This window comes from Pediococcus acidilactici (genome assembly GCF_016127815.1).
GTDB classification, from domain to species: Bacteria; Bacillota; Bacilli; order Lactobacillales; family Lactobacillaceae; genus Pediococcus; species Pediococcus acidilactici.
The window spans coordinates 1,650,459-1,668,409 of record NZ_CP066046.1 but is presented as its reverse complement, the minus strand read 5'-3'; the positions used below and the strand labels follow the sequence as shown (position 1 = coordinate 1,668,409).

Annotated in this window: 13 protein-coding genes; 12 read left to right on the top strand and 1 reads right to left on the bottom strand. The window is 41.0% G+C overall.

What is annotated here, in order from left to right:
* Positions 1 to 14 precede the first annotated feature (14 nt).
* The 9 genes from I6H64_RS08200 to I6H64_RS08160 all read left to right on the top strand — a co-directional run bounded on the left by I6H64_RS08200 (position 15) and on the right by I6H64_RS08160 (position 11,300).
* On the top strand, positions 15 to 821 hold the full coding sequence (locus tag I6H64_RS08200) for a helix-turn-helix domain-containing protein (protein WP_008841703.1): 807 nt from the start codon (positions 15 to 17) through the stop codon (positions 819 to 821).
* A gap of 111 nt (positions 822 to 932) precedes the next feature.
* Positions 933 to 1,835, top strand: coding sequence for an endonuclease/exonuclease/phosphatase family protein (locus tag I6H64_RS08195; protein WP_008841702.1), 903 nt, complete (start codon positions 933 to 935; stop codon positions 1,833 to 1,835).
* 378 nt (positions 1,836 to 2,213) lie between these two features.
* On the top strand, positions 2,214 to 4,241 hold the full coding sequence (locus I6H64_RS08190) for an alpha-glucuronidase (protein WP_008841701.1): 2,028 nt from the start codon (positions 2,214 to 2,216) through the stop codon (positions 4,239 to 4,241).
* A gap of 15 nt (positions 4,242 to 4,256) precedes the next feature.
* On the top strand, positions 4,257 to 6,140 hold the full coding sequence (locus I6H64_RS08185; RefSeq protein ID WP_052017563.1) for a sialate O-acetylesterase: 1,884 nt from the start codon (positions 4,257 to 4,259) through the stop codon (positions 6,138 to 6,140).
* A 26-nt stretch (positions 6,141 to 6,166) separates the two neighbouring features.
* Positions 6,167 to 7,693, top strand: a complete 1,527-nt coding sequence (locus I6H64_RS08180; protein WP_008841699.1) for an MFS transporter — start codon at positions 6,167 to 6,169, stop codon at positions 7,691 to 7,693.
* Positions 7,694 to 8,031: 338 nt separating this feature from the next.
* Positions 8,032 to 8,199, top strand: a complete 168-nt coding sequence (locus I6H64_RS10165; RefSeq protein WP_008841698.1) for a hypothetical protein — start codon at positions 8,032 to 8,034, stop codon at positions 8,197 to 8,199.
* Positions 8,180 to 8,530 (top strand): type II toxin-antitoxin system PemK/MazF family toxin, encoded by a 351-nt coding sequence (locus I6H64_RS08170; RefSeq protein WP_008841697.1) that lies wholly within the window; start codon positions 8,180 to 8,182, stop codon positions 8,528 to 8,530. Before I6H64_RS10165 ends, I6H64_RS08170 begins: the two co-directional genes overlap by 20 nt.
* A gap of 229 nt (positions 8,531 to 8,759) precedes the next feature.
* On the top strand, positions 8,760 to 10,511 hold the full coding sequence (spxB, locus tag I6H64_RS08165) for a pyruvate oxidase (RefSeq protein WP_008841696.1): 1,752 nt from the start codon (positions 8,760 to 8,762) through the stop codon (positions 10,509 to 10,511).
* Between the two features lie 144 nt (positions 10,512 to 10,655).
* A complete protein-coding gene (locus I6H64_RS08160) occupies positions 10,656 to 11,300 on the top strand; it encodes an NAD(P)H-binding protein (RefSeq protein ID WP_008841695.1) in 645 nt (214 codons plus the stop codon).
* A gap of 75 nt (positions 11,301 to 11,375) precedes the next feature.
* Here the strand turns inward: I6H64_RS08160 and yicI are convergent, their stop codons facing one another.
* Positions 11,376 to 13,655, bottom strand: coding sequence for an alpha-xylosidase (gene yicI / locus I6H64_RS08155; protein ID WP_008841694.1), 2,280 nt, complete (start codon positions 13,653 to 13,655; stop codon positions 11,376 to 11,378).
* A gap of 237 nt (positions 13,656 to 13,892) precedes the next feature.
* Between yicI and I6H64_RS08150 the strand changes: the two genes are divergently transcribed.
* From I6H64_RS08150 to xylA, 3 genes are read left to right on the top strand one after another with little or no spacing between them, the layout of a single operon-like run.
* Entirely contained in the window at positions 13,893 to 15,272 is a 1,380-nt protein-coding gene (locus tag I6H64_RS08150) for an MFS transporter (protein WP_036685438.1), read from the top strand.
* Between the two features lie 38 nt (positions 15,273 to 15,310).
* The gene (locus tag I6H64_RS08145) at positions 15,311 to 16,468 is read left to right on the top strand and encodes an ROK family transcriptional regulator (RefSeq protein ID WP_008841692.1); all 1,158 of its coding nucleotides are present in this window, start codon (positions 15,311 to 15,313) and stop codon (positions 16,466 to 16,468) included.
* Between the two features lie 5 nt (positions 16,469 to 16,473).
* Complete coding sequence (gene xylA / locus I6H64_RS08140; RefSeq protein ID WP_008841691.1) at positions 16,474 to 17,817, top strand: xylose isomerase; 1,344 nt, start codon at positions 16,474 to 16,476, stop codon at positions 17,815 to 17,817.
* Positions 17,818 to 17,951 lie beyond the last annotated feature (134 nt).

Genomic DNA, 17,951 nt, shown 5'->3' with positions numbered 1-17,951 from the left:
TGAGGAACTAAAGAATGCGATATAGTTTTGGAATAACTGATTATTCCTTACCCTTGTATATTGAAAGTTTAAGTAACTATTGGGAGCAAGAAGACATTAATCGTTATCAAGGTTATCCGTATGTTCATTGGCTACAGTGTATAGAAGGAGCGGGAACAATTTTAATTGATAATAAGGAATTTTCCTTAGATAAAGGGCAAGGAATTTTAATAGATAGGGATGTTCCGCACGCATATCATTCATCCAAAGGTAAGTGGATTACAGCATATCTAACTTTCGGAGGAGAACTAATTGTTGAAATTTTGGCCACCTTGAATATTAGAAACTTCGTTAAAGTAGAAGACCCCGATTCTGAATTACGACAATTTATTGATGAATGTTATAAAAAAATCCAAAGAGAGCCTACGGATTCGTATCAAACATCTGCAATGGTATATCGCTTACTAACCTTGGTTAAAAAGAATCAGATAAGAAATCGCGCAAATCAGCGTGTGTTTATCGAAATTATTAACCCAATAATTGATTTTATTAAAGAAAATTACAAAAAAGATTTAAAAAACCGTGATTTTGTGGCACAAACTAATTATAGTCAACAATATATTTTAGAAATATTCCGTGAACATTTAAATAGTTCACCACGTAAATTGCTAACAGACTATCGTATTAGAAAATCGAAAGAATTACTGGTAAAAGAACCCAATTTAAGCGTTGAACAAATTGGACATAATGTGGGATTTAATACCAATAGTTATTTTATTAGTACTTTTAAATCACGCGAGAAACTTACTCCTGGAAAGTTTAGGGAGATAATTTTGCAATAAATAGCCAAATAAAAGCTCTGGTCATACCTTAATCGCTAATTGACTCTCCTTAACAATCTTGGTATATTCCTTTTAGGTTAAAGAAAACGCTTTCTAAAAAGGAGAAGCACAATGAAAAAAGCACGGTGGAAGTTGTTACTCGCGGGACTAGCATTATTAGGTGGAATTAGTTTAGGACAAAATATTATTTCTGCTAACACCACCATCCGGGTAGGAACGTATAATTTAAGGGCGCCTAAGAAAAATGACACTAATAAACAAAAAGACCTGTTGGAAAATGATCAAGTAGAAATCGCTGGTACTCAAGAGATTAATTATAAAAATCACCGTTTTTCAGGTAAAAGTAAATATAATACGTTAACTAACTTCAAGGATGATTACTTTAAGAACATTTTTTACAGCAACGCAATTGATTTCGCGGGAGGTGGGTATGGAATTGCAACGGTATCCGCTTTGCCACTGAAAGATTCTAAAACTGTAAAGCTATACAGTAGTGAGGCTGGGAAACATCTCCAAAAACTAAAAAAGGCCTATCGTGAATATAATCCAGATAAGAAATCAACGGTGAAAAATTTGAATAAGTTAACTGCCAAATATGGTAAAAAATTAGTTGAGCCCCGGGTCTATCAGCGCTCGGTTGTTGAAAAAGATGGCAAGAAAATTGCGTTTTATAACACTCACTTAAGCTACGAGTCGACGAAGATTCGGCAAAAGCAGTTCAAAGCGTTGGCAAAGGCGATGAGGAAGGATAAAACTCCTTATAAGGTTTTGGTGGGAGATTTTAATGCTGATCAAAATACTACAGAGTGGAAAACTTTCAAGAAGAATTTCAACATTACCAACGGTAAAGATGGAATCTGGCGGGATACCTTTATTGGAGAAGATCCAACCATGAACGTTAATTCGATTGATAATATCATCACAAGTAAAAATATCAGTATTTCTAATATCCATACTATTAAATCGACAGCGTCAGATCACGTTCCGTTGGTTGCAGATTTGACGCTTAAATAAAAAATTTAAAAATTCTTATTAGCATTTGCCCGATGTTAGTAAGAATTTTTTATCTGCATAACTAAATTATTTCATTACGAGCTCCAGACCACCAAACGGTCCGGGGCTTTTTTATTTTGTAAAAATTGGGCTATTCAATAATTGATAAGAGAAAAAGGATCACTTAGGAAAGTAAAATTACCAGCTTTCAATAATTAAAAAAGCGACTTGGCAGGTTAGGTAATGACAAAAAATGGTCAGGAATCCTAATTGTTTGCATATATGTAAGCGGATACAATTTGTTTGTGAAAAAGATATTTTTTTCATTATAAAACTAAGAAAGACCGTCTGGAAAGGATTCCAGGAGAAACTAATTAAGTAAAAGAGGATGCTTCTAATATGAATGGTGCATGGTTAGATATTGAGCAAGTTAGAAAAAAATTTAAGACAGACACGTTTGGGTTACCTAAAAATCAGATTCAAGCAAACGATAGTATTCAGATTCGTTTAGTACGGGAAATTACGGAGTGGTTAGATCGACCAATCACCGAAGCATCCCAAGCTTCCGTGCAATTTAAATTACGCAAGATTGGCTTGCCTAATTGTGAGTCGTTTGAAATTGAACAAAAGGACTCAACAGTAATGATTTGGGCTAGCGGTTCTGCAGGGCATCTCTACGGTTTTTACGAGTTAATCCGTAAAAGAATGTTGGGAATATCTAACGTGGCGACGGTTGCTGCTCCTGACCAGCCCATTCGCATGATTAATCAGTGGGACCAAACGGATGGTTCAATCGAACGTGGGTACGCAGGAGCTTCCATTTTGTTTGGTGATACGTACAAGTTAGAAAATCCAGATTATGGTGACTTTGCCGTACGCGATGAAAATAGTGATCCGTTCCGCCACGATAACCAACGAGTAGAAATGTATGCGCGTATGCTAGCTTCCGTGGGGATCAACGCAATCTCGTTGAATAATGTTAACGTCCGAGGCCTCGGTACGCGGTTAATTACGTATCCGTACTTAAAAGGGGTCCAAGAGCTAGCAGAAATATTTCGGGGATTTGGCATTAAAACGTATTTAGCGATTAATTGGGAAGCTCCTAAGCATATTGCAGGCTTAAAGACGTCTGATCCACTAGATAAGAAAGTACAAACATTTTGGAAACGAACCTGTGAAGAAATTTATAAAGCAATTCCTGATTTTGGGGGATTCTTGGTAAAGGCAGACAGTGAGGGCGAGCCCGGTCCGTACAAATACGGACGTAACCATGCTGAAGGCGCCAATATGTTGGCTAAAGCGCTAGCTCCGTACGGTGGAAAGGTAATTTGGCGGGCCTTTGTCTACAATTCTAAGCAAGATTGGCGAGATCGTTCGACTGATCGTGCAAAAGCTGCTTATGAAAACTTTATGCCCCTCGATGGAAAATTTGAAAAGAATGTAATATTACAAATTAAATTCGGACCGATTGATTTTCAAACGTCAGAACCATTGCAGCCACTGTTTGGTGCGTTAAGAAAAACTAATCAGATGATGGAATTTGAGTTAAGTGCGGAATATTTGGGTCATCAAATTGACGTTAATTACGCAGTTCCTCAATGGGCACACATGATTAGAACGAATACGCAGTTTGCGGATCTAAAAAAGCCGGTAGTTGCAGAAGCATTGGCGGAAACAGCTATCGACCAGAAGAACACTGGGTTTGCTGCGGTGGCTAATGTTGGAATGAGTCCATTTTGGGCGGGGAACCCGCTTGCTCTCGCTAATTTGTATGGTTACGGCAGACTTTGCTGGGATAACTTTAAAGACGTTCACGAAATTTTGACCGAGTGGATTGAACAAAGTTTTAGCACTTCTTCAAAACAAACTAAAGAAATTATTTTTGATATTTTGGCAACTTCTAACGAAACCTACAAAAATTATACAGCTCCGTTGGGAGTAGGTTTCATGGTGGTTCCACACTACCACTACGGTGTTTCAATTAACGGTTATGAATATGATCGGTGGGGGACCTACCATTTTGCCGACCGAAACGGCGTTGGCGTTGATCGGACTGCGAAAACTGGAACTGGGTTTACAAAAATGTACGCCCCTAAAGTTGCAGCACGGTATGAGGATCCAGAAAGTACGCCAAAAGATTTGTTGCTCTTTTTCCACCACTTACCCTATGACTTTAAGCTGCCTGATGGGAATACGTTAATTCAAACCATTTATGATAATCATTTTGCGGGGTACACCGCTGTTCAAGATTACCTTGTTAAATGGCGCAAGGTGGCAGGAGATATTGACGAAGACGTATATCAGGAAGTCCTCAAAAGATTGTCGCAGCAATCTCAAAACGCATTGGAATGGCGTGACCAAGTAAACACTTATTTCTATCGGATGTCAGGTGTTCCCGACGAGCGAGGTCGGCAGATTTACCAATAGCAAGGGGTGAGGGTCATGAAGAAACTATTTGTACCGTATTTGTTACGGGACAATTGCATTTTACAAAGAAATCAGACGATTAAGTTCTGGGGATATGCCCCTATGGATAGCCCAGTTAGCTTGCGGTACGAAGAAGTGCAGCTAGAGACCTATTCAAACCACGAAGATGGTTATTTCGAGTTTGCAATTCCTCCTCATAAAGCAGGAGGCCCCGTGACTATTGAAATTTTTACTCCTGAAGAACGAGTTCAATTTCAAAATGTGCTCTTTGGCGACGTTTACTTGCTGGCGGGACAAAGTAATATGCAGCTTTGGATGGGACGGCTAAAGGAAAAGTACGCAGATGAATTAGCGACCGCGGATAATTCGCAAATCAGATTTTTTATGGTTCCTGAAAAATACCAGTTCCACGAAAAAGCAACGGAATTAACTGGGGGAGCCTGGCAAGCAGCGGTCGGTGAAAATTTAGTTAACTTATCGGGAATAGGATATTTCTTTGCTAAAAGAGAGTTTGCCAAAGCAAAAGTGCCGATTGGTCTTGTACAAACAGCAATCGGAGGTACACCTATTCGAGCGTGGTTAAGTGAAGACACTTTAAATTTGATGGGTGAGCTTCCATTCGATTTTGCAGGGATTAGTGAAAAGATTTTACAAAGTCGGGTTGCGGAAAACGAAAATTATCAGAAACAGTTTGCTTTGATGGCAGACGCTACGGATATGGGATACCGCGAATATTGGCAGCGCCCAGCTAGCGAAAGAACGCAGTGGCATAAGGTTCAGCTGGACGAGCGTTGGGCATTGGAAGATCGGTTGCCAGGAATCGTCTGGCTTAAAAAACGGGTTAGGGTGCCTGACAAACTAGTCGGAAAGGCGGGATGGTTAAAACTAGGGACCTTTATGGATGCAGACGAAACGTATATTGACGGTAAATTGATCGGTCAAACCGAGTATCAGTATCCGCCACGAAATTATGCAATTCAAAAAGTAAAAAAAGAATTTGAAATTACCATTCGCTTGCACATTTTTGGGCATGCAGGCGGTCCCCGGCAAGGTAAAAAGCACGTTCTAACAATTGGAAATGTCGATTTTAACTTAGACGAAGAGGGAGCTTGGTACTTTCGGCGGGGGTGCTTTTTACCGATAAAAAGGGAATCGATCTTTCCCCAATACCTACCTAGCGGGTTATTCAACGGCATGATTTACCCCATTAGAAACACGGTTTTTAACGGAATTCTATGGTACCAAGGTGAAAGTGACACTAAAAATCCGACCAATTATGGCAAGGCCTTTGTCAAGCTAATTCAAGAATGGCGACGCTTATTTAATGCTCCCCAGCTTCCATTTCTTTTTGTGCAATTACCAAATTGTGGAGTTGAACAGAATTGCTGGCCAACTTTAAGAAATGAACAAATGGACGGGTTATTGCTAGATAATACTGCAATGATTATTACTTTAGGCCTTGGTGAAGATAACGATTTGCATCCGTTAAATAAGCACCAAATCGCTAATAAGTTAGTGGCGGCACGTATGGCAATGGTTAAATATCGTAACGGATATGCTAATGGCCCAGTAGCTACAAAAGCATTTATCGCAGATGGCAGCATTGTAGTGCGTTTTAACTTATTTGATGCCAATAAATTGGTGCTAAAAGTCGGTACATTTGAATTAGATAATCGAACCGAAGTTATTAAACTAGGTAGCTTTTTTGCCCGAAGAAATGTTTTAAAAATTGCTTTACCTAAATCAATTACCATCCACCACGGAGCGTCGATTCGGTACGCTTGGGATAACACTCCGTCAATTTTTATTAACAACGACTTGGGCAAGCCTGCTGCGCCGTTTGAATTACCAATCAGTAAATTCGAGAATATGGATCAAATTTTCAGCGAGCTTTATTAAAGTTAACGACTCTGGAGAGTGAAAAAATGAATAATGAAAATGTTAAAGTACAAGGAAAACCAGTTGGAATGTGGCAAAGTATCGCCTTTGGGGTAACGGATTTGATGGGTGGAGGGTACGGAGCATTAGTTTCGGCGTACCTAATGTTCTTTTTCACCACCTTTTGTAACCTGAATCCTTTAGAGGCGGGGACCATTATTGGCCTTGCTAAGATTGTCGATTCCATTACGGCAATCGTCATGGGGAAGGTTTCGGATAGTTTTTGGAAAACTAACTTAGGTAAAAAGTACGGCCGACGGCACTTCTTCTTGCTGATCGGTTCTCCGTTAATATTAGTAGTCTATAGTCTGTTATGGATTCCAGGAATTGGTTTTTGGTACTATCTGTTAGTTTATTGTTTAGTAGAAATTGTGGTCACGATGGTTTTAATACCATACGAAACTTTACCATCAGAAATGACAACCGACTACAATGCTCGGTCAAAAATGTCTACGACCCGGATGTTTTTCTCTGGAAGCATTACCTCGATCGTAACTTTGGTTGGTGGATTAGTGATCAGTCTGATGGGGGAACACAATCCGTGGGCTTATACGGTAATTGGCGTTACGTTTGCAATTATTTTTGCGATAGCAGTTTTAATTACTTATAAATTCACTTGGGAACGCCCGATTTCAGAAATTCAAGCAGCTAATCCTGCAGAAAATGGCGAAACCGAACATCTAGGGATTTTGCAATCTGTTTGGGGCGCGATTAGTTCATATTTCTCAACGTTGAAAGTAAAGGCTTTTCGGCAACATATGTACATTTACTTACTCGGAGTTACCGCGCAAGATTTATTTAGCGGAGCCTTTGTTTACTTCATTGTGTTTGGGTATGGGTTGTCAACCTCAACGGCTTCCTGGTTACTTTCCTTAGGAATCCTCGGTTTGCCATTAACGCCAGTCAACTACTGGTTATTTACGCGACTAGGTGCCCGGCGTTGTTATATTTTCTACTTCACGTTAGTAGTGGGCTGTTTAGGAATGTACTACTGGATGTTCTTAATCGACTTATCACAAGGAATGACGATTGCTTTACTTGGTGTACTTTCGGCAGTGTACCTGTTTTTTAAGGGTGGTGCATATTCGATTCCTTGGAACGTCTTTCCCTTCATTCCCGATGTTGATGAAATTATTACTAGCGAACGTCGTGAAGGCGAATTTGCTGCAATGATGAATTTCATCCGCAAAGTTACTTCTGGAATTGCTTCGGTTATTTTAGGATGGATTTTGGCGAGCAACGGGTTTAAATCTGGGGCAACGGTCCAAACTCCGCAAGCAATTCACGCCATTGTGTACACGATTGTCTTTGGAGTAGGCGGGTTAACCCTCTTAGCAATTTTACTTGCATTCACTTTTAACTTGGATGCAAAGACGCACAAAATCTTAATTGATGAAATTAACCGTCTGAAAGCAGGTGGCAAAAAGGCAGATGTTAAGCCAGAGGTGAAAGCTACTGTAGAGTCCTTGACGGGAGTTAAATATGAAAAATTATGGCCAGCGGCTAAATCATAAATGACGGATGTTTTAACTTTTGGAATGTAATCGCTTACTACGGTATAGAAAAAGTAGCTTCCCTAGGTGGGCCTATTAAAAGCTGGATTACGGATAAAAGCGCTCAATAGAATGCTGTCCGTTAATGGCTTTGATAGGCTCACTTTTAAGTAGAATACAGGAAAAGATGCTGGTTTGCGTATATAAAAATAGGCGATAAAGTAATTGCATTTTAAGGCGGCATGTATATACTGAAGATATACAAGACAAAGGGGCTGAATACATTGGCAAATGACAGCGTAAAAATTAGAAAATCTGGCAACTCCAGTATTTTAACCGTTCCAAAATCAATTACCCCAATGGCAACGTCATATCGTGTTTATCAAGGACGAGACGGGATGATTGTGTACGTTCCTGAAAAAGATAACCCATTTAAAAATGCAGATTTTATTGCTGAGCATGAAAATAGCATTAAAAAAGAAGCAGGTGGGGGGCAGCTTTTTAACAATGAACTCGCAGAACAATGAGTACATTCCTGACAAGCAAGATTTAATTGAAATTGATTTTGATCCGGCAGTGGGAAAGGAAATTAAGAAACGTCGTCTAGCGCTAGTAATTAGTAATCGGGGATATAGTCAAGTTACGGGCTTAGTGGTAATTGCCCCCATTACTCACGCTAATAATAATCGGCTAAAAGATTTTTTCGTACCAGTGGTGAGTGCGAAAGTTAGCGGGTACGTGAATCCGTTACAATTTTTTACGTACGATTTTAGAAAACGGCATGCACGTAAGCTTGATTTGCTTCCGACGCCCGCCTTTGTCGAAGTTCGGCAATGCATTTTAAACATCATGGATTAGTTAATTGTGGTAAACAGGTTGTTATTTAAAAAATAGCAATCTGTTTTTTTACTGCCAGAAAAGTGACTCTTTTTAAGAAAATGTCCGTCGCTAAATTTAACAGTAAACCATGACCGATTGAAAAATAAAATATAACTATTTCTTGACAACCTGCTTTATTCGATATATCCTAATCACATACTTACAAAAAGTAAGTGAAATTAAAGCTTACTGAACGGGGGGATTCAACATGGCAAAAATGAAGGCGGGCCAAGCGTTGGCTCAAGTATTAAAAAGTTGGGACGTTGATCACATTTACGGGATTACGGCCGATTCCATTAATAATACGGTGGACGGACTTTACCAGGAACGGGATGGCTTGAAATACATTCAAGTTCGTCACGAAGAGGTTGGTTCTTTAGCAGCAACGGCGGATGCAAAATTAACTGGTAAAATCGGGGTTAGTTTTGGGTCAGCTGGTCCGGGTGCTACGCACATGTTTAATGGGCTATATGATGCAAAAATGGATCACGCTCCGGTGTTGGCACTAATCGGGCAATCTAGTACGGAAGTGATGAACACTAACTTCTTCCAAGAAATGAACCAAGATCCAATGTTTGTGGACGTGGCGGTTTTCCATAAGCAAGTGGTTAGCGCCGCGCAAATCCCATACGTGGTCGACGAAGCGATTCGGGCGGCCTACGCACAAAAGGGACCGGCTGTAGTAATTATTCCGGATAATTTATCAGGACAAGAAATCGACTACACGCCAATTAAGACACCGAAGATTTACCAACAACCGGTTCATTCGGCAATTGATGATTCAGCGATTAACGACACCATTGCAGCGTTGAAGACGGCTAAGCATCCGGTGCTTTGGATTGGACGTGGTGTTGCTGGAGCACGCCAACAAGTTATTCAATTCTCTGAAGACTTTCAGACACCGGTGGTTACGGCTGTTCCGGGAACGGGAATTATGCCGTCAGACCATCCTAGTTTTATGGGCTCTATGGGCCGCTTGGGAACTAAGCCAGCCTTTGAGGTTGCTCAAAAAGCAGACTTAATCTTGTTTGTGGGAACCAACTTCCCATTTGCCCGCTTCTGGCCGGACAACGTTAAGGTTATCCAGGTTAATAACAATCCGGAAGATTTGGGTAAGCAACGCGATGCGGACATGGCGATTTTGGCTGACGCTAAGGAATTTTTGGATGCGGTATTGGCGCAAAACGTCAAGCTTCCAGCAAGTAAATGGCTCCAAGCCGCGCAAAAGGATAAGGCAAACTGGGATGCATGGCTTGAAAAGTTATCCAAGGATGACCACCAAGGATTGCGTGCTGAAAGCGTAATGGCAGCGATCAAGGATCACGCAGCAGATAACACAATCTTCGGGCTCGACGTTGGTAATAATACGGAATGGGCAATTCGCCAAATTCCGTTGAACCATGATCAGAAATTTACGTTGTCCGGTTGGTTTGCCACAATGGGTTACGGTTTGCCAGCTGGAATGGCTGCTAAGTTAAGTTACCCTGATCGTCCGGTGGTCACCATTTCTGGTGACGGTGGCTTTGCAATGGTAATGCAAGACCTGCTTACGGAAGTCAAATACGAAATGCCAATTGTTAACGTAGTTTTGGAAAACAAGTCCTTTGGTTTTATCCAACACGAAAAGTTAGTTGCAAACCAAGCACCGTACGGGATTGATTTGCAAGGCGCAAACTGGGCTGGGGTAGCCGAAAATATGGGCGCAATTGGTTTGACGGCTACGGATTTGCCTTCGTTAGCGCAAGCCTTTGATAAAATTGACGAACTTCAAAAGGCAGGAAATACGAAGCCGATTGTTTTAGATGCTAAAATTGTAAATAACGACCCCGTAGACACCTCGTTCATGCCGTTGGATCCCCAAATCTTCGATGAAGCAACCATCAAAGCTTTCCGGGAACAATACGAATTGACGGATGGTCAACCAGCACTCAGTGAAATTTTGAATGAACTTGGGGAATAATTGTAGTAAAAAAACCGTTTGGCCATTTTGACCAGACGGTATTTTTATGCATAAAATTCATTGATTATTATTAAATATAAGCATTAGACATCACTAAAGGGCGGGAATATTATAAGGTCATCAAATGAAAAGAAGGGATCTTTAATGGAAAAAATTTTGATCTTAGGTGCATACGGCAAAACCGCTCAAATTGTAACTGAACGTCTTTTGGCAGAAACCAGTTTAAAACTGAAACTCTTTTTAAGAAACGCTAACCGACTTGCTGACTTGGAGGATAATCCACGAATCGAATTGATAGAAGGAGATGCTACAGATGTTCTTCAGCTTGAAGCAGCGATGCAAGATGTTGAAATCGTATATTCTAACGTTGGCGGAGTTGACTTAGCGCAAACAACCCAAGCAATTTTTACTGCGATGGAAACAACAGGGGTTAAACGACTAATTTTCTATAGTGCATTAGGCGCCCGTCATGAGGTTAAGGGAAAATTTGGGGAATGGAACGAAAAAGCAATTTCCAGTTATTTACCTGGCTTCCGTAAATCAGCAGCGTTAATTGACAAACATCAAGGTATTGATACTACCGAACTCCGTCCCGCTTGGTTGACTGATCAAGACGAAGTAAACTATGAAATTACTAAAAAAGATGAAAATTTTAAGGGGACGGAAGTTTCACGTAAAAGTGTGGCAGACGTGGTGGTCAAGATTATTAAGGACCCAACACGTTACGCGCATGAAAGTATTGGAATAAATAAACCTGATACAGCGGGTGATCGTCCGGCTTGGATGTAAGATTAGCTGAAAAAAACTAGGAAAAACGATATTTCGTTTTTCCTAGCTTTTTTAATAAGCAATTTCTAAAGAATTTTAGTTAAGGGTGCTTTTAGCGTTCTCAAGTGTAAATTCCTTAACTTGGTTATCTTGGTGAACGTAAACCTTTGGCAAAGCAGCTAAAGCTGATACGTCGAGGGTGATTTTACCGTCTGCCACGGTTACTTTAATTTCACCTAAAACCTTACCGAGATGATCCACCACGCGTTGCGTATGGGTTCCTTCAGTCATTTGGTAGAGATGCAATTCAGGAGCTTTTGCATAATCGTAGTCCGCATGTTCAGCGTCGGGGTTCATTAGCAAAATACTATTTTGCCGAGCCAACAGCGGTAAATTAAGATAGTCATACTTTTCAGTAATCCATTCACCGTTCTTTGCAACGTCGTAAACCTGGTTAGTTAGGATGTTTGTCCACTTGCCACCGGGAATGTAGTACTTAACGGTTCCCTGATCGTTAAAGATTGGGGCAACTAAGAGGTCGGCGCCCAGCATGTACTGCGTGTCTAGATGATAGGTGTTTTGATCTTCACCAAATTCTAGGAACATTGGCCGCATTAACGGAACCCCAGTTTCGTGAGTACGAACGGCTTCGTCGTAGAGGTACGGCATCAAGGCGAGTTTGTTCTTTACGAATTTACGGGTGACGTCAACGGCTTCTTCATCGTAGTTCCATGGTACTCGATATTCAATGTTGCCATGGTAACGACTATGCGAAGATAGTAAGCCAAATTGGGTCCAACGCTTGTAGATATCAGCAGAGGCGTTGTCTTCAAACCCACCGATGTCATGACTCCAGAAACCAAAGCCAGAAAGAAGGAAGGAGAGCCCGCCGCGTAGTGAATCGGCCATTGAAACGTAGCGGGATAAGTTGTCCCCGCCCCAGTGAACAGGGAACTTCTGGGATCCTACGGTAGCTGAACGAGCAAATACAGCAGCTTGGCCCTCGCCCTTCTTTTCTAACAAGACGTCAAACACGGCCTTGTTGTAAAGGTAAGTGTAGTAGTTATGCATCCGTTTAGGATCTGAACCGTCGTAGTAAACGGCGTCTTCGACCGGAATTCGTTCACCGAAGTCGGTCTTAAAGGCGTCCACGCCCATATCCATTAATTCACGTAGATAATCTTTGTACCATTTGGTAGCTTCAGGATTAGTAAAGTCTACGACTCCTTGGCCAGCTTGCCAGAGGTCCCATTGCCAAACGTTACCATCGCTATGTTTAATGAAGTAGCCCTTTTCTTTACCAACCTTAAAGAGCCGGGACTTTTGACTGATATACGGATTTAACCAAACGCAGACTTTTAGACCTTTATCATGAATCCGTGAAATTAAGCCTTCAGGGTCTGGAAAAGCGTCCTTATCCCATTCGAAACTGGTCCATTCAAAGCCCTTCATCCAGAAACAGTCAAAATGAAAAACGTCTAATGGAATGTTACGTTCCTTCATTCCGTCGATAAACTTCATAACGGTTTTTTCGCTGTAATCGGTGGTAAAGGAGGTTGATAGCCAAAGTCCAAACGACCATGCCGGTGGCAAAGCAGGTTTTCCGGTTAACGAAGTGTAGTTAGATAAAATTTCTTTTGGTGTCGGACCGTAAATCACGTAGTACTCAAGTGATTCGCCTTCAATACTAAATTGAACGCGCGATGTATTTTCAGAAGCCACTTCAAACGAAACCGTTTCGGGCTGGTTAACGAAAACACCATAGCCTTTATTAGTGATATAGAAGGGGATGTTTTTATAAGCTTGTTCACTTCCAGTACCGCCATCCTTTTGGACAATATCGACGACTTGGCCGTTTTTAACGAAGGAAGTAAATCGTTCACCAAGTCCGTAGACTAATTCGTCAATCCCGATAGAAAGTTGTTCGCGCATATAGTGAGTTTGATCGTCAGTTTTAGTAATTTCACCTTCTGCGTTCGGTTCCGATTTAGTGATTACTTGGCCATTTGCTTCGAAATCGATTTCAAAATCGCTGCCATCAATGGGGAAGTTTGCTGATAAATCTCCAGATTGGATGCGCAACGTATTGTCATCAGTGGTGGTTGCTAGCTTTACATGCTGGTCATTTAAATCAAAGCTTGGATCCTTAGGTAATTGGTCAAAATGGGTCAACTTGATGCCAATTACGTTCTTTAGAGGGGAAGTGACCGAAACGGTGGTCATTCCAATATTAAGAGTGTCCCCACGTTCGTTAATTTTTTTGTACGGGGCGTAAATTTGGACGTTATCATCATTGATTTTATAATCGTAAACTTGTTTGGGGTTGTTAACCGAGAAACCTTCCTTAGTTAACCAATAACCGTTTGTAAATTTCATGAGTTGGATTAACTTCCTTTCTAATTAAAAGCATAACAGTGACTGGAGTAAATAAATAAAACTAACAAACTCTTTTCGAATTGAATTGTAAGCGAATACAAACGGAGTGTCAAGGATCAAAAATATTTATTGAAAACGCTTTACAAAAAATACCCGGCATGTATAATGAGGTTCGTAAACAAAACTAACTAACTTTTTTCGCGAACCAAAATTTTAAAAGAAAAGGGTGTTTAATTTATGGAAGTACCACATCGACATACACATAGCTTAGTATCTTGGAAGGAACGGATTAGCTACGCAGTAAGTGATTTTGCGTGTAATTTATCGTTTCAGATGATCGGAACCTACTTAATGTTTTTCTATACGGACGTTTTTGGCATTACCGCAGCGGCCGTTGGAACTTTATTCTTAGTTGCGCGGATCGTTGACGCGATTGACGGACCAATTTGGGGATTATTGATTGACCATACTCACACACGGTGGGGCAAGAGTCGACCGTTCTTCTTATGGTTCTCAATTCCATTTGCAATTTTCTGTGTACTTTGTTTTACCACCCCAAATCTAAGTATGGGTGGTAAAATTGTATGGGCTTACATCACTTATATTGGGGTTGATATTTTATATTCGGCAGTTAACATCCCAATTACCTCAATTTTACCTAACCTTACGGATGACACGGACGAGCGGGTTACCCTAAGTACGATTCGCCAATTCTTCGGGACTGCCGGCGCAACCATCGTTACGGTAGCTGCGTTGCCAATGGTTAACTTCTTTGGTGGAGGCAACCAACAAAAGGGATTCTTTATTAGTGTTTTGATTTTAGCTATTATTTCGGCAGCACTATTGTTGGTAACTTTTGCGAACACGCGGGAACGCATTCAGACCAAGAATTCAAGAAAGGCAATTCCAATTAAACAATCTTTGAAAGCGCTTAAAAATAATTGGCCTTGGGCAATCGTAATTTTCATTAACTTTGTTTACTGGTTAGGTATGCAGACCAAGAGTCAAGTAACCGTGTACTTCTTCAAATACAATATGCATAACGCGGGATTAGCCTCCCTAGTATTAGGAATTCAAGTAGTTGCGTTAGTGGCTGTAATCCTCACGCCTGCTTGCGCTAGAAAAATTGGTAAGCGTAACACGATGTTGTTAGGAATGCTTTTGGCAATTGTGGGTCAATTAGTTTTGAGTATCGGTGCTAGTCAACTAAGTGTTTCGATTATCATTATTGCAACGGTAATTGGCTACTTAGGAACTGGGTTTGTTTCTGGCTTAATTGCGGTAATGTTGGCGGATTCTGTTGACTACGGCGAATGGAAAAACGGCGTGCGGGCTGAAGGAATCGTTACCTCGTTTTCTAGTTTTTCAGCTAAGTTAGGAATGGGTATTGGTGGTGCCGTAACCGGGCTGATTTTAAGTGCAGGCGGCTACGTTGCTAACACAGCTCAAACCGCAACGGCTCTTCGCGCGATTGAACAAAATTACATTTGGGTACCAATTATTGGTTTTGGTTTATCCGCAATTGCTTTATTATTCTATAAAGTAGACGGTGTTGAAGACAAGATGCAAGCGGACTTGTCGGCAAAACACGCAGAAGAAAATAAAAACGCTGATTAAGTAGGTTAATTCAGCGTAGTTTAAGGGAGCAAGAAAGAATGGTAATTCATAAAGAGACGATGCGAACCGCTAACGAGCGTTCAGTACTACAACGAATTTTTACGGAAAGTCCGATTTCGAAAAGTCAAATCGCACGAGACGTGAAGTTGAATAAGGTGACCGTTTCCCAAATTGTTAACCGCTTCATTGAGAGCGGATTGGTAGTGGAAGCAGGCGCAGGAGATAGTACGCAACAAGGCGGGCGGAAGCCTAACTTACTGCAAATCAACGCCCGGTACGGCTATGTGGTTTGCATTGACCTCGGATATCATGAATTATCAGCGCTGGCAATGACCATTAGTGGACGGAAGCTAGAAATTCGGCACACTACTTTCACTGATAACGATATTGCCAATGCAATCAGCAAAATTAAAGAGCTGATTGCGGAATTAAAGTCCGAGTATGGGGAAAAGAATTTAGGAATATTAATTTCAGTACATGGAATTGTTTATCAAAATCAGGTGATTTACTCGCCATTTTGGAATATGCATGATGTCGATATTGCCGCTGTATTAACCAAATCACTAGGAATTACAGTTTTGTTGGAAAATGAAGCTAACCTCACGGCGATTTTTGAAAGAGATTTTAGTTCAGAAGGAATTCGGAATGCGGTAAGCATCAGTATGCATAAGGGGATTGGTGCTGGAATCATTATGGACGGCGAATTGTATCGGGGACGTAAAGGTGAAGCGGGCGAAATTGGACAAACCATCGCGTTTGAAACCAAAGATAAATCGTTAGCGGAAAACCAAAAAATTGAAGACGTTGCCTCTCAAGAAGCCGTTTTAGACCAAATCAAACAGGCTAAAAATTTAGACTACATCAATTTACCGTTGATTCGCCAAATGTACGATGACCACGATCCGGAGACTTTAGAAATTTTACAAAGGTTCGAAAATAACATTATCAAGTTAATTAATAACGTGATTGTGTCCTTTGATCCAGACGTATTGTTTATTAATGCGTATATTTTTAAAGAATTTCCCGAATTATTAGAACGGATTCAAACAAAGTTTGCCAAAATTTCCGTTCGGGATACCCCGATTGTATTGAGTAAAAATGTGGAAACTGCCAGCCTTTACGGGGGTTGTGCACAAATGATTCAAGAAATTTTAGGATTTTCGAAGTTGAAATTAGATTTTAAATCAAAGGAGTAACAATAATGAGTGAATATTGGGATTTTAAAAAAGTTGGTTACGTCGGTAACAAAACTTTAACGTCGGGTGATGGATTTCATTTTTATAACCCAGAAGAAGTGATTTTAGGCAAAAAAATGAAGGACTGGCTCCGCTTTTCCGTTGCCTACTGGCACACTTTTGATCAACGATTAGTGGATCCGTTTGGGGACGGGACCGCAATTCGTCCGTACGATAAGTACACTGATCCAATGGATAACGCGATGGCTAAGGTGGAAGCATCGTTTGAATTTTACGATAAGTTAGGCGTGGACTACTTCTGTTTCCACGATCGGGACCTCGCCCCAGAAGGTGATACATTACGGGAAACTAACCGGAACCTAGACAAGATTGTTGACAAAATCGTGGAATACCAAAAAACAACTGGTAAGAAAGTGCTTTGGAACACGGCGAACATGTTCACCAACCCCCGTTTCGTTGTCGGAGCAGCTACAACGCCGTTCGCTGATATTTACGCTTACTGTGCAGCTCAAATTAAGCATAGTTTAGAAATTGGTAAACGAGTTGGTGCAGAAAATTATGTTTTCTGGGGTGGTCGTGAAGGATACGAATCACTTTGGAATACTAACATGTTGAAGGAACAAGAACACGCAGCGCAATTCTTCCACATGGCAAAGGATTACGCGAATAAGATTGGTTTTGATGCCCAATTCTTGCTTGAACCTAAGCCAAAGGAACCATCAACCCACCAATATGATTTTGATGCAGCAACTACAATTGCGTTCATGAAGACTTATGGTCTAGACAAAGATTTCAAATTGAATTTGGAAGGTAACCACGCTAACTTGGCCGGACATACTTACCAACACGAAATCCGGGTTGCTCGGGAAGCTGGAATGCTGGGTTCGTTGGATGCTAACCAAGGGGACAAGTTGATTGGCTGGGACATTGATGAATACCCATCTACACTATCAGAAACCATTGCAGCGATGTTTGAAGTTGTTGAAAATGGCTCCATTGGTCCAAGGGGTGGTTTGAACTTTGATGCCAAACCACGGCGGCAGTCATTTGCTGCTAAAGACTTATTAACGGGCCACATGGTCGGGATGGATAGCTTTGCGGCTGGTTTACGAGTAGCAGCTAAGATGAAGGAAGATGGCGTAATCGAAAACATTTTGAATGAGCGCTATGGTTCGTTTAATAGTGGCATCGGCAAGCAAATCGACGACGGTAAGGCGACCATCGAAGAAATGGAAGATTACGTCATTGATAAACCCCAAAAGGATTTATTGGCCGCGACGCATTCAGGTCATTTAGAACAAATTAAGGATACGATCAATCACTATATGATTGAAGTACTGGCGAAGTAAATAAGGTACGGAGAAACCCGAATAAACAGCGAGGATTAACTGGTTCACGTAATTAATCGTGGTTTATGCGATTAGTTATGTAATTTGGTTAACTGCAGAAGCTAGGGGTTCGGAGCACATTGCAGTTATGCAGC